Consider the following 12,535-nt stretch of genomic DNA (forward strand, 5'->3'; position numbering starts at 1 on the left):
ACGTTACATCGCTGTCGGTAGTCGGCGCAGAGAATGGGACCGGCCGTCGCGCATCCCGTTGTCTGAGGTCCGACTGATCAGCGAGAGTGCCGATGTCAGTCGTTGGCCGACATGACAGCGAAGCGGGTGAGGAGCGAGCCGGTGAGAGCCAGAACCCCGGCGACGGGGCGGGCCCGCCGGAACTTCGTGGAAAGCAACGATCCACCGAGGGCACCGACGGTGAGCGCTTCGGCTGCCTTCATTCGGCGCCCAGCCTGACCTTCCTCGTAGGCGGCGATGACGTCGGGCGCCTCGGCGAGGTCATGGAGCATGGCCTTGGCTACGGCGAGGTCCACGGCACGGGCGCCGATGGCGAAAATACGGACGGCCCGTTCCTCGTCAGGTGACATGGGGATGAGTTCCAGGGCCCCCGCCCCGGCAGAGGCGGCGGACGCGACGAACAGCCTGGGCAACCAGCGCCGGGCGTGCCACCACGCCGGTTGGGCGGTGGCGCCGAGCAGCACACCGGTGTAGCCGGCCATCGGGAGGCCGAGCACGCCGGCAGTGAGTCCGGCGACGTCGCCGACGAACCGAAGCCGGCGGTAGGGGGATCGGCCCAGCACGGCGGCGACGGCCGAAGCGGTACCGAACCCGGCAAGCACCCAGGAGCCGACGTTCATCGGCGAGCTGGGACGAAACACTCGCAGCATGTGCCAGAACCGTTCGGGGCGGCCGAGGTCGGCAACTAACAACACCGAACCAACCACGGTGCCGCCAAGGGCGATCACCCGTCCCGACTGAACGAGCCGCCGGTCGTCGCCACCGAGCCCGGCGAGCTGGGCACCGGCGGCGAGCGTCGCTGCTGCGCCCGCCATGCCCCCAACGGCGAAGTAGGTGGGCACCTCCCACGTCCAGCGCGACTGCTTCACCACTCGCTGGGTGATCGCCTCGGCCATTGTGGTCTGCGATGCGTCGCCGAGGTGGCCTTGATCGCCCACTCGATCGCCAGCATCGAGGCCGGCCCCTTCGCCCGAGAGTTCGGCTCGCCGGGTATCGACGTTGCGGCCGTCGCTGGCGAACTCGCCGGCGGCCAGGGCCTGCCAGCTTCCCGGCGGGTGTTTCATCACGATGTCCGGCTGCGGCGTGGCACCGCGACCCTGCGAAGGTTGCGCCTGGTTCGGTGAGGTCGGATGATCCCGAGCGGCGCCGAAGCCGTCCGTCGAGCCGCTCATCGGGCTCGCCTCCCGGACAGCATGGCCACGCCGACACCGACCGCCATCGCCCCGAGCGCACCGGCCATCGAACGCCAGCTTTCGTTGACGGTGTTCTGGGGTGCCACCGGGTTGGTGGGCAGCGAATACACGTCGGGCGAGTCCAACAGCAGGTAGAACGCGTGCAGGCCGCGGGTGCCGGGCAGGTCGTCGTCGTGGGCGCCGTAGAGCCGGGCCTCGGCCACCCCACGATCGTGCAGTTCGGCCAGGCGAACGTCGGCCCGTTCGCGCAGCTCGCTGAGCTCCCCGAACGCGATCGCCTCGGTGGGGCACGCCTGCGCACACGCCGGGGTCTCGTCGTCCTTCAGCCGGTCGTAACACATGGTGCACTTCCAGGCCCGGCCGTCGGTGGGGTGCTTGTCGATCACCCCGAACGGGCACGACACCACGCAGGTGCCGCAGCCGTTGCAGATGTCGGGCTGCACGTAGACGGTGTCGTACTCGGTGCGAACGAGGGCGCCGGTGGGGCAGTTGTCGAGGCAACCGGCGTCCTCGCAGTGCTTGCACGAGTCGGCAATGAACAGCCACGAGAACGGGTCGCCCAGGTTGGTTTCCTGGCCCGACACCGGCTCGTCCCGTTCGATGAACCCCACGTGGCGCCAGGTGGTGGCGCTGAGGTCGATCGTGTTGTCGAAGCTCTTGGCGGTCAGGCTGAACCCATCATCGGGCAGCTGGTTCCACTGCTTGCACGCCACCTCGCACGCCTTGCAGCCGATGCACACCGAGGTGTCGGTGAAGAAGCCCACCTGGCGGGCGACGCCGGTGACCGGGTCGTTGGCGGTCGTGGTGTGCAACGTGGGTGTTGGGTTGCTCATGAGGTCGCTCCGGGCTCGGACTTGGACGTCGGGGCTTGGCTGTCGGGTTCGCCGCCCTGCTGGTCGGCGGCCATCGTGACGCCGTGGCGTCCTGCGGGCCGGGTAATGCCGGGCAGGTCGCGGGCTGGGGCGTCGCCGTCGGGTTCGGGCTGAAGCGGCCCGTCGGTGCCGGCGCGCAGGTTGCGGGCGACCCGTCCGGGCACCAGGTCGATCGTGATCGCCTTGCACTCCTCGATGGTCACGTTGGCCTCCCCCGAGATCTTCTGCAGCTCGTTGGGCGCGGCGCCGCCGATCTGGCCCGTGCGGCCCCACTGGTAGGGGAGGCCGACGGTGTGCACGGTGCGGCCCGCCACCTGCAGCGGCACGAGGCGTCGGGTGACCAGGACCCGCATCTCCACCTCGGCCCGCAGCGACTTCATCGTGACCCAGCCCCCATTCTCGATGCCTCGCAGCTCGGCCAGCTGGGGCGAGATCTCGCAGAACAGCTCGGGTTGCAGCTCGCCCAGCCAGGACAGGTTGCGGTTGGCCATCGACCCCGAGCCGAACGTCTCGGTCAGCCGGTAGGTGGTGAGCACAAACGGGAAGCGGGGATCGTCGTAGGCCCGGTGATACGGGTTGTCGTCGCGGTCCCACTGGGTGCGGGCGGGCGTGTTCTGCTGCCGATAGAGCCGGTTTGGGGCCACGCCCTCGAGGGGTTCGTAGTGGGTGGGCAGCGGGCCGTCGCGCAGGCCGTCGGCCACCCAGAGCGCGCCGAGCCCGTCGGTCTGCATGAGGAACGGCTGGTCGCCCGCGATGGCGTCGGTGCCGGTGTCCCCCGGCTCGGGCCGATACGACGGCGCCCGGTCGACCGGGAAGTCGGGCGTGTCATGGCCCACCCACGCCCCCCCGCCGTCGGGCCCGCCGGTCTCGTCCCACCAGATCAGCGCCTTGTCCTCCGACCACGGTCGGCCCTCTGGGTCGGCCGAGGCCCGGTTGTACAGGTTGCGTCGGTTGGCGGGCCACGCCCACCCCCAGTCGAGGGCAGCGCCCTTCTCGCCGGGCGTGCCGTCGCGGTGGCGGGCGTGGTTATCCCCGGAAGCGGTGACCCCGACGTGGGTCCAGGCCCCCGCCGAGGTGGTGCCGTCGTCGCGCAGCTCGCCAAAGGACGACAGCGGTCCGTCCGGTCCGAACCCGCCGATCTCGGCGAGCACGTCGTTGGCCGACGGCTCGTCGAGCGCACCCTCGACCTCGTAGTCCCAGGTGCCGTCGAGGATGGGCTGATCCTTGAGATCGGTGCTGTCGGCGTAGATGTCGCGCAGCCGGGCCATGAGGTGGTGGGTGAACCACAGCTCGCTGCGGGCGTCGCCCGGCGGCAACACGGCCTGGTCCTTCCACTGGAGGATCCGCTGGGTATTGGTGAACGACCCCTCCTTCTCCACATGCGCGGCGGCGGGAAACAGGAACACCTCGGTGTCGACGTCAGCGGGGTCGATGCGGTCCTCGCCGCGGTCCTTGGCGTACTCCTCGCCCCGCTTCCAAAACTCGGCGGTCTCGATCATCGTCAGGTCGCGCACCACCATCCAGCGCAGCTTGCGGAAGCCCGACCGCTGCAGCGACCCGTGCACCGACGACACCGACACGTTCTCGCCGGCGACCATCATGCCCTCGACCGCACCATCGGCCATCGCCGCCTGGGTCACCATGTAGCTGTGGTCGCCGGTGAGCCGGGGCATGCGATCGAAGCAGTAGTCGTTCTCAGCGGTGGCGGCGTCGCCGAACCACGCCTTCAGCAGCGACACGACGTAGGCGGGCGTGTTGGCCCACCAGCCGGTCGGCTTGGCGACCCGCTCCAGGTATCCGGCCAGATCGACATCGTCGGCCGTGGGCTTGGGCAGGTAGCCGGGCCACAGGTCGTACAGCACCGGAAGGTCGGTCGCACCCTGCACGTTGGCGTGGCCCCGCAACGCCAAGATGCCACCGCCAGGACGGCCGATGTTGCCCAGCAGCAACTGCAACACGCCCAACGAGCGGATGTTCTGCACACCTTTGGAGTGCATGGTGAGCCCGACGGCGTAACAGACCATGCCGGTGCGGTCCCGACCCGACGCCGCCGTGAACGTGTCGGCGGCCCGGTCGAACGCAGCGGGGTCGATGCCACAGATGTCGGACACCATCTCCGGCGTGTAGCGGGCGTAGTGGCGCCGCAACAGCGACATGACGCAGCGCGGGTGGGTGAACGTCGGGTCGGTGACGGCCTCCCCGGATTCGTCCCGTTCGAACTGCCAGGTGGCCGTGTCGTAGCGGCCCTCGTCGGTGACCCAGCCGCTGAACAGGCCGTCGAGCTCGTCGGGCAGTTCGATGCCCTCGGCGACGACGTGACCGGCGTTGGTGTAGGCGTGGACGAACTCGGTGAACCATCGCTCGTTGGTGAGGACGTAGTTGATCAGCCCGCCGATGAAGGCGATGTCGGTTCCGGGGCGGATGGGCACAAACTGGTCGGCCGACGCGGAGGTGCGGCTGAACCGCGGGTCGACGTGGATGATCTTGGTGCCCGCGGTGCGGGCCTCCATCGCCCACTGGAACCCCACCGGGTGCGCCTCGGCGAAGTTGGAGCCGATGATGAGCACCGCGTCGCTGTTGGGCAGGTCCTGGAGGTAGGTGGTGCAGCCACCCCGGCCAAACGTGGTCCCCAGACCGGGGACGGTGGCCGAGTGTCATATGCGGGCCTGGTTCTCCACTTGGAGCACGCCGAGCTGGGCCCAGAACTTGGCCAGCAGGTAGCACTCCTCGTTGTCGAGCGTGCTCCCGCCCATGAAGGCGATGCCCTGGCTACGGCGCAGCGGTCGCCCGTCGGCGTCCGACTCCTCCCAGGTGCGGTCGCGGGTCTCGGCGATCAGTTGCGCCACTCGGTCCATGGCGTCGTCGAGGGCGATCGGCTCCCACTCGGTGGCGCCCGGTCGCCGGTGCAGCACGGTGTCGAGGCGGTGGGTGCCGGTCACCAACTGGAAGGTGGCCGCCCCCTTGGGGCAGAGGCGACCCCGGTTGATCGGGCTTTCGGGGTTGCCCTCGATGTTGGTGATGCGGCCATTGCGCACAAACACGCGCTGGCTGCACCCGACGGCGCAGTATGGACACACCGACGTGGTGACCTCGTCGGCGTCGGCGGTGCGCGCCGACAGCTCGCGGGTGCGGCTGCTGTACGCACCCTCGCCGAGTGGGTCACCGCCCTTTCCGGTCAGCTGGGCGAGCACCGGCAGGGCGTCGGTGACCTTCCCCCACAACGAGCGGTCACTCCGGGCGCCGCCACGGTCGGTTGCTGACACCACTCGCCCCCTTGGTCGCCCCCGCTTGTGCACTACCTGAGAGCCGCAGTCCTCAACCTACTGGGTGCAATCAGAAGCGGTCCGGGCTGTGTGAGGTGATGGCGCAATGCCCATGAGGGTTCCAGGTTCAGTCGGCGGTGGTGACGGTTACCGGTCCGGTGCCCGCTCCGAGACCTGAAGGCGTCCAACCGGGCCGGCCGAAGATGTGACCCAACTTGTTGCGAACACCTGTGGCTGCGCGGATGTCCCGGGCGATGTCGGCGAACTCGTGGTAGGCGATTCGCACCGGGTTGAACGTGTCGATGTTCTTGGTCAGCCCGTACTTCACCTTGCGCACCTCGGGCTCGAACGTGCCAAACAGCTTGTCCCACACGATGAAGATGCCCGCATAGTTCTTGTCGAGGTACTGCGGGTTGGCGCCGTGGTGCACCCGATGGTGCGAAGCGGTGTTCATCACGGCCTCGACCGGCGCCGGCAGGCGGTCGATCGCCTCGGTGTGCACCCAGTACTGGTAGAGCAGGTTGTACAACCCCGCCTTGGAGGTCATCGCCGGGGTGAAGCCCAGCAGCGGCATCGGCAGGAAGACCCAGTGGGTGAGGATGCCCGACCATGGCTGACGGAGTGCCGTCGACAGGTTGTAACGCTCCGAGCTGTGATGTGAGACGTGGTTGGCCCACAGCAGCCGCACCTCGTGCATCCAGCGGTGGTCCCAGTAGTAGAGAAAGTCCCAGGCCATCATGGCTCCGGTAAAGCCGAACCGGGTTGATCCGAGGTTGGCAACCCGGTGGCGGTACGCCCATCGATCGATCCGATGGGTCAGGCCGAACACCGCCGCGTTGGCCACCAGGTTGCCGGCCAGCATCCCCAGGCTGGCAACGGTGTCGCGTGTCTCGTATCCCACCGGCACGAGCGGGTCGGCAGGCAACGACGGGTCGGAGAGCTCGTCGCGGGTGGCACCATCGAGGTCTCCGAAGGTGCGCTTTGGTCGGTCCTTCAACACGAGCGCCTCGGCGGCCATGGTGATCACGAAGGCAGGCAGAATGATCGCAGCCTGCTTGGGGTCGATGGCCGCCGGGGTGCCCCCGGAGGGTGGATGGATCGGTGAAGCGTGCGGCGATGACGGCGCCTGCGTGCCCCCGGAGGGTGGATGGATCGGTGAAGCGTGCGGCGATGACGGCGCCTGCGTGATTGGTCGCTTGGATCGACGGGAGCTCGAACGTCGGATTCGCATGCTCCTCAGCTTGTCACGCAGGGCAGCCCGGCAGATGGGCACCGACGGCCCGAGCCCGCGGGGGCCTGGCATCGCGTTTGGGCCCGACGGGGACCTCAGACGGTGGGCGGAGCCTGACGGAACTCGCGTCCGCCGTCGGAGGCCCATTGGTCGCGCAGCGAGCCGCGCATCCCGTCGAGTGCCCGGAATTGGGCAACCACTCCAATGATCAGGATGATGGCGTAGAGCACCCACCAGGCGGCCGAGTCGTTGACCGCACCGGTCACGCCCAGGTCATTTACGTCGGACGTGTGGATCGACCCGACCAGCAGCATGATGCCACCGACGACAGCGCTCGCTCCGGCGGCGGCGGTGAGGATCGTGAGCAGCAGCATCGGCAGCTCCCCGACGATTGCCAGCATGCCCAGAGCCACGGCCACAACGATTCCCGCCAACACGATGACCCAGCCCCAGGTGACGTTCAGCGCCACCATCAGGCTGGAACCCAGCATGAAACCGATGCCGCCCATGGCCAGCACAATCGATATCTCGTAGTACAGGTAGGCGAGAGCAGCGAAGACCACTGCCACTAATAAGCCTGCGATCCATGAGGCAGCGCCCGTGAGGAAGCCGTCGCCTGCGGCGCCGACCGCGCCGGCCCCCAGCATGAAACCGATCAGCGCGCCCCACACCGGGATGACCAGCCTCATGGTGAGATACCCGCGGAGCGCAAACAGCGCGCCTACGACGATGGCCAAGATCCCAAATACGACGTCATTCATCACCACATCATGCCCTATCTGGGTGGAATGTGAACGGCTCAACGGCGTTTCAGTCGTCGGATTCCAGCGCGTCGTGGCTGGTGACCAGCACCGTGCAGTGAGCGTGTCGGACGATGTGGTCCGACACCGATCCAAGGATGGCCCGCCGGATTCCGCCGTGGCCTCGCGATCCGATCACGATCGCCTCGGCGCCCACGTTGGCGGCATATTCGCAGACCAAGGCGCCCGCCGGCCCCATCAGCACCACGTGCTCGGCCGACGCGATGCCCAGTTCCTTCTGGGTGGAGGCGAGGAGCGCCTCGGCGTCCGCTCGCTGGGCGGCGTTCTCCTCGTCGAACTGTTCCGCCGTCATCGTGCTGCCCGTGAACCCGCCGCCGGTCACCAGGGTCGGGTCGGGCTCGGGGATCACGGTCAGGAGGGTGAGCGCAGCGTCGGTGCGCAGTACCTTCAGCCCGGCCGTTGCCGCCTGATGAGACAAGTTGGAACCATCGATACAGATCAGCACTGGGGTGGTCATGGCCCCGAAGCTATCGCCCCAGTTGCACCGAGGGCGCCACGGCGCGACGTGTGCGGGCCGCACGGCTCCGAGGGTCGGTCTCGGGTCAGAGCGGCAACGTGTGGTGGAGCACGCCGGTGCCTTCGGCGCGCTCGGCCAGGATCATCATGAACTCGAGCGTGTCGATCCGGACCGATTCGCCGCCCGAGCCCGAGGTGAAGTGTCCCCCTGCGGGGCCGGTCAGCTCGAGCGTGAAGGGCTCATCGAAGTAGCTCGACCACTCGGCGACGACGTCGGCGATGATTCGCCCGTCGTGGTTGGCGTCGAGGTCCATCGGCCGGTTGGTGGCAGCGGCGATGTCCATGCGGTGCGCCCACACGTCCCGGGTGAAACCCATGTCGAACAGGTAGGTCAAGCGCTGTCGGCCGACCGGCGCCGGCAGCTTAAGCAGCGGCAGCCTGCCGATCGGCTTGGGGAGCTTGTTTCGAGCGACCCGGGCCCGCTCGGAGTTGGTGATCCACTCGGCGATGAGCTCGTCGGTGCCGAGTTGCTCGCGCTCGCGCACCTGCACTTCGTTCATGCCGTCCCACCAGTATTGCGCGCCGATCTCCTTCACGAGCGGGCGTCCCGCACGCACCTGGCGCACGAACTCTCGCGGCGAGATCTGCCCGGCGGCGCCGCCAACGACGTGTGCTGCCATCGCCCGCACGTCCCACCGTTCGCAGGCGGTGGGGGCGGACCAGTCGTTGGCACCGAGGTTGCGCAGCTGTTCGCCGAACTTTCGATTCTCGACGGCGGTGATCTCGGTGGACTCGTCGTGGGTGATCCTGGGGATCGTGGATACGTCGACGCTGGGCTCGGTCATCATGTCGGTGTCCTTCTTGTCGTGGGCTGCTTCGTCAGCTGCTCCGCTCGGGGCTTTCTCGATGGAGCCGGAGTGGTACGGGTCCGGGCGACCTCGGCGAGGTACATGGCGACTGCCTGACCCGAGAGCCGCACCCAGCGGTCGCCGCCCGGATCGTTGGCGACCTGCTGATGGGTCAGGCCGGACACGACGGCGGTGAACAGGTCGACGTCGGCGGGATCCTCGACACCTGCTGCGGCGAGCCGTTGTTGGCCGATGTCGTAGAACTCCTCGGCAACGGCGTAGGACTCGGTCGACGGCTCGAAGCCGGGGATCGTGCGTTGAAACAGCAGCTGATGGCGGACGGTGTCGGCCGCTGCGAACCGGGTGAGCTCCTCGACGAACTCGATGAGCGCCGCGTGGGGATCGTCGCGCTCGGGCAACTTGGACACGACGTCGATCAGCTGACGGTTCCCGTCGGCGAACATCGTGTCGTAGAGCGCCAGCTTCGAATCGAAGTAGGCGTACAGCGACGGCTGCCGAAGCCCAACCTGGTCGGCGAGATCCCGAAGCGAGATGGCAGCGAGACCGTCGCGTTGGGCGAGCGTCCAGGCCTCGGCGACGATCGTGGCCCGCTTGGCGAGGTGCCGTTGGCGGCGTCGATCGGTCGTCGGGGCGGGAGCGGAGGTCACGGGAGTCCTTCGAGGGGGAGGATGTGTGGGTCAGGCAGCGGCGAGCAGCCGCTCGTCGTAGGAGTCGGCCAGCGCCATCAAGGTGGACGACGTGTCCCCGTCGAACGCCGAGCCGTGCATCGTGGCCAGCGTGGTGGTGTCCATGCCGGCCAGCCGTCGGATGGTTGGCGCCGTCGAAGGCGTCAGGCAGGTGGCGCCGAAGATGTCCTCGGCCAGCGCCGCTGCATCGAGCACGTCGCCGTCGACCATGGGTGCCACGTCGCCCAGCTGGGTCAGCAGATCGCCGCAGAAGAGGGTGCCGGTCGTTTCGTCGTACAGCAGACGAGCCTCCCAACCGTGGGGCACGTGTGGGGTGTCGATGTGTTGGACACGGTGCGCGCCCAGCTCGAGCATCTGGCCGTCCTCGAGCGGAACCGGAGGCCGGTCGGCCATGTCGTTGAGCGACACCATGCACCCCAGGGCGCCATGGGCGACCTGCGCGTCGGGGGCAGCGGCGAGGAACTGGTTCATCGCGCCGCATTCGTCGGCCTCGACGTGACCGAAGGCAAGCCAGCGGAGCTGGTTCAGCGGCATGACCGTGGCGATCGCCTCGGAGACCAGCGGGAAAAGTTGGCGGTGGCCGGTGTGGAACAGCAGCGGCTCGTCGTCTCGGATCAGAAACTGGTTGAACGTCATGCCCGTTGGGCCGACGTCTGGAATGAAGGTGGAGAACCGGAATGTGTCCGCAGCGATCTCGTCGATGTTGGTGTGCATGGTGAGCCCCCGTTGTGGAAGTGGAAGTACTTGGAACCGTGTACTATCGATGATAGATAACCTATCGCTCATAGGCAAGAGCCAGTTTCGAGACGATTCGGCGGGATCGAGAGGCTGCTCGACGAGCCAGGAACATGATTCCTGGCGAACGATCTTGACCTGGGGACTCCTTGGAGCGCGGCATCCTCAGGCACGACAATGACTTCCACCTCGGGGCGTGATCCGACGTGTTGGTGACGGCTCCGGCCGAACGGTGACTTGGACCGTGCGAGGAGGATCCGAGAGGCGATCCGACTACGCGACGGAGCCATCAGTCAACAGGCCGGCGACGGCGTAGGCCCTCTTGCGTTTCGATGGCGGACTTGAATGATGCCTGGGCGGCGCCGCCGCTCAATCGCAGCGCGAGTCGGTGATCCGTATCCTGCCCGAGCCTGGGACGTGGTGCGCTGTCAGGCATTTGCCCAGGGTTCATGCGGCTTGAATTCCGCTTGGTCGGCGTCCTTGCCGGACCAATGGGACCCGGCGCGTACAAGATGGGTCGAGCGGGTGACGAGAATCGAACTCGCATTCTCAGCTTGGGAAGCTGATGTTCTACCATTGAACTACACCCGCGAAGGCCTCTAGAGCATAGCGGACCCGCACTTTTCACATCGAGTGCAGCCCGCCTTCGAAGCGGTGTCGCCGGGGGACCTGGATGTCGGATTTCCGCCAGACGCCGGCCGGTTCGTCTGAGAGACTGGCACCATGTCCTCCCCTCAGCCGGCGAACTCGGCGGTCGCTGCAGCTGCCGACGACTGGTCGGTGACCTCGTTGTTGGCCGATCATGACCGCTGTTACCGGGCGGTGCTCAGCCGGGATCGCCGCTTCGATGGGCGGATTGTGTTGGCCGTGCTGTCGACGGGCATCTATTGCCGTCCCAGCTGTCCGACGGCGGTGCGGCCCAAGCGGGCCAACGCCAGGTTCTTCGCCACCTCGGCGGCTGCGCAACGCGCGGGATTCCGGGCCTGCAAGCGCTGCCGGCCCGACGCCGCACCCGGATCGCCCGAATGGGAGCTTGGTGACGATCTGGTGAACCGTGCGATGCGCTCGATCGCCGCAGGAGAGGTTGACCGGTTTGGTGTGCAGGGTTTGGCTGATCGGCTCGGGGTCAGCGCCCGGCATCTGGATCGGGCACTCCAAGCGAGGGTTGGTGCGTCGCCGGTTGCTCTGGCTCGGGCACGACGCGCTCACGCGGCCCGTCAACTGCTGGAGCACACCGACCTGTCGATGAGCAGCGTGGCGTTTGCCGCCGGTTTCGGGAGTGTGCGTCAGTTCAACGACACCGTGCGCGAGGTGTATGCCCGCACGCCTTCGGCCCTTCGAGCAGACAGGCCGGTCACGGCTCAGCGAGGCACAGCCGCCGATCGAGCCTCAGCGCACATCGGTTCGATCGTTGGGTTCGATGGTGGTCACAGTGGCCCAGCCGGGTCTTCGGCACCGGTGCCGGTGATCCTGCGGTTGGCGGTCCGTGCCCCCTTCGATGCCGCCGAGGTGCTGAGGTTCCTGGCGTTCAGAGCACTGCCCGGTGTTGAGGTTGGCCGGACTGAGAGTTTTTCTCGCACGTTGAGCCTGCCGGGCGGTCCGGCGGTCATCACCCTGCGTGCCGGTGACGCAGGCGACGCCATGGTGGTGGAGGTGTTGGCGACCGATCTGGCGGACCTCACCGCAGCAGTGTCTGTGGCCGAGCGGCTCTGCGACGCCACCTGCGATCCGCTGGAGGTGGCCGACCTGTTGGAGGCCGACGAGTTGCTGGCGCCCTCAATCGCCGCCCATCCGGGTCGGCGAATGCCCGCCTGCGCCGATGGCTTCGAGGCGCTGGTTCGCGCCGTGTTGGGCCAGCAGGTAGCGGTGAGGCGGGGCATTCGGTTGGCCGGGCAGCTGGTGGAGGCCGTTGGCCGTGTGGCACCGGCATGGGCGCCGGAGGGGCTGACGCACCTGCCGCTCGATCCTGGCGATGTGGCCGAGGCCGACCTGTCTTCGCTGGGGATGCCGGCGGCCCGGCGTCGGGCCTTGACCTCCGGTGCTGTGGCCGTCGCCGATGGCTCGGTCAGCTTCGACACACATGCCGGGCGCGAGGCCACCCGTGAGTCGCTCTTGGCCGTGCCGGGCATCGGCCCGTGGACGGCCGATTACGTGGCGTTGCGTGGCCTCGCTGACCCGGATGCCTTTCCCGTCGGCGACGTGGCATTGCAACGCGGGGCGGCCAATCTGGGTATCGACCGAGACCGCACAGCGCTGCTTGCCCGCTCCGAGGCGTGGCGACCCTGGCGGGCAATCGCCGTCGCCCACCTGTGGGCGGCATCACAGCAGCGCCCGACCGTTGAGTCGTCGATCCCGTGAGCGACGTCCAGA

General features: G+C 68.0%; 10 protein-coding genes and 1 tRNA gene. 1 reads left to right on the forward strand and 10 read right to left on the reverse strand.

The genetic code is table 11. The features are described 5' to 3' along the window. Positions 1–95: 95 nt before the first annotated feature. From nrfD to MPARV_RS0118905, 10 genes are all read right to left on the reverse strand, one after another. Positions 96–1,211, reverse strand: coding sequence for an NrfD/PsrC family molybdoenzyme membrane anchor subunit (nrfD, locus tag MPARV_RS0118855; RefSeq protein WP_020379353.1), 1,116 nt, complete (start codon positions 1,209–1,211; stop codon positions 96–98). After that, a complete protein-coding gene (locus MPARV_RS0118860) occupies positions 1,208–2,065 on the reverse strand; it encodes a 4Fe-4S dicluster domain-containing protein (RefSeq protein ID WP_020379354.1) in 858 nt (285 codons plus the stop codon). The genes nrfD and MPARV_RS0118860 overlap by 4 nt, the downstream gene beginning before the upstream one ends. Next, positions 2,062–5,325: a formate dehydrogenase-N subunit alpha gene (fdnG, locus tag MPARV_RS0118865; protein ID WP_274517219.1), complete on the reverse strand. Its 3,264-nt coding sequence runs from the start codon at positions 5,323–5,325 to the stop codon at positions 2,062–2,064. Before fdnG ends, MPARV_RS0118860 begins: the two co-directional genes overlap by 4 nt. A gap of 169 nt (positions 5,326–5,494) precedes the next feature. Then, the gene (locus MPARV_RS0118875) at positions 5,495–6,598 is read right to left on the reverse strand and encodes a sterol desaturase family protein (RefSeq protein ID WP_238538897.1); all 1,104 of its coding nucleotides are present in this window, start codon (positions 6,596–6,598) and stop codon (positions 5,495–5,497) included. A 95-nt stretch (positions 6,599–6,693) separates the two neighbouring features. Further along, positions 6,694–7,359 (reverse strand): hypothetical protein, encoded by a 666-nt coding sequence (locus tag MPARV_RS0118880; protein WP_012223773.1) that lies wholly within the window; start codon positions 7,357–7,359, stop codon positions 6,694–6,696. Positions 7,360–7,408: 49 nt separating this feature from the next. Then, positions 7,409–7,876 carry a universal stress protein gene (locus MPARV_RS23170; RefSeq protein WP_012223774.1) on the reverse strand — a complete coding sequence of 156 codons (468 nt, stop codon included), beginning with the start codon at positions 7,874–7,876 and terminating at the stop codon, positions 7,409–7,411. An 85-nt stretch (positions 7,877–7,961) separates the two neighbouring features. Beyond that, positions 7,962–8,723 carry a maleylpyruvate isomerase family mycothiol-dependent enzyme gene (locus MPARV_RS0118890; protein WP_012223775.1) on the reverse strand — a complete coding sequence of 254 codons (762 nt, stop codon included), beginning with the start codon at positions 8,721–8,723 and terminating at the stop codon, positions 7,962–7,964. Continuing rightward, positions 8,720–9,391 carry a TetR/AcrR family transcriptional regulator gene (locus MPARV_RS0118895; RefSeq protein ID WP_020379360.1) on the reverse strand — a complete coding sequence of 224 codons (672 nt, stop codon included), beginning with the start codon at positions 9,389–9,391 and terminating at the stop codon, positions 8,720–8,722. The genes MPARV_RS0118890 and MPARV_RS0118895 overlap by 4 nt, the downstream gene beginning before the upstream one ends. Before the next feature lie 30 nt (positions 9,392–9,421). After that, positions 9,422–10,144, reverse strand: a complete 723-nt coding sequence (locus tag MPARV_RS0118900; RefSeq protein ID WP_020379361.1) for an oxygen-binding di-iron domain-containing protein — start codon at positions 10,142–10,144, stop codon at positions 9,422–9,424. A 541-nt stretch (positions 10,145–10,685) separates the two neighbouring features. Continuing rightward, positions 10,686–10,756 (reverse strand) — tRNA-Gly (locus MPARV_RS0118905). A 132-nt stretch (positions 10,757–10,888) separates the two neighbouring features. Between MPARV_RS0118905 and MPARV_RS0118910 the strand changes: the two genes are divergently transcribed. After that, positions 10,889–12,523, forward strand: coding sequence for an AlkA N-terminal domain-containing protein (locus tag MPARV_RS0118910; RefSeq protein ID WP_020379362.1), 1,635 nt, complete (start codon positions 10,889–10,891; stop codon positions 12,521–12,523). Positions 12,524–12,535: the final 12 nt, after the last annotated feature.

Source organism: Candidatus Microthrix parvicella Bio17-1 (assembly GCF_000299415.1).
Classification (GTDB): domain Bacteria; phylum Actinomycetota; class Acidimicrobiia; order Acidimicrobiales; family Microtrichaceae; genus Microthrix; species Microthrix parvicella.

Excerpts from the sequence above, each read along its gene's own strand:
- nrfD (WP_020379353.1), bottom strand. The coding sequence starts at position 1,211 with ATGAGCGGCTCGACGGACGGCTTCGGCGCCGCTCGGGATCATCCGACC.
- MPARV_RS0118860 (WP_020379354.1), bottom strand. The coding sequence starts at position 2,065 with ATGAGCAACCCAACACCCACGTTGCACACCACGACCGCCAACGACCCG.
- MPARV_RS0118875 (WP_238538897.1), bottom strand. The coding sequence starts at position 6,598 with ATGCGAATCCGACGTTCGAGCTCCCGTCGATCCAAGCGACCAATCACG.
- MPARV_RS0118880 (WP_012223773.1), bottom strand. The coding sequence starts at position 7,359 with ATGAATGACGTCGTATTTGGGATCTTGGCCATCGTCGTAGGCGCGCTG.
- MPARV_RS23170 (WP_012223774.1), bottom strand. The coding sequence starts at position 7,876 with ATGACCACCCCAGTGCTGATCTGTATCGATGGTTCCAACTTGTCTCAT.
- MPARV_RS0118890 (WP_012223775.1), bottom strand. The coding sequence starts at position 8,723 with ATGATGACCGAGCCCAGCGTCGACGTATCCACGATCCCCAGGATCACC.
- MPARV_RS0118900 (WP_020379361.1), bottom strand. The coding sequence starts at position 10,144 with ATGCACACCAACATCGACGAGATCGCTGCGGACACATTCCGGTTCTCC.
- MPARV_RS0118910 (WP_020379362.1), top strand. The coding sequence starts at position 10,889 with ATGTCCTCCCCTCAGCCGGCGAACTCGGCGGTCGCTGCAGCTGCCGAC.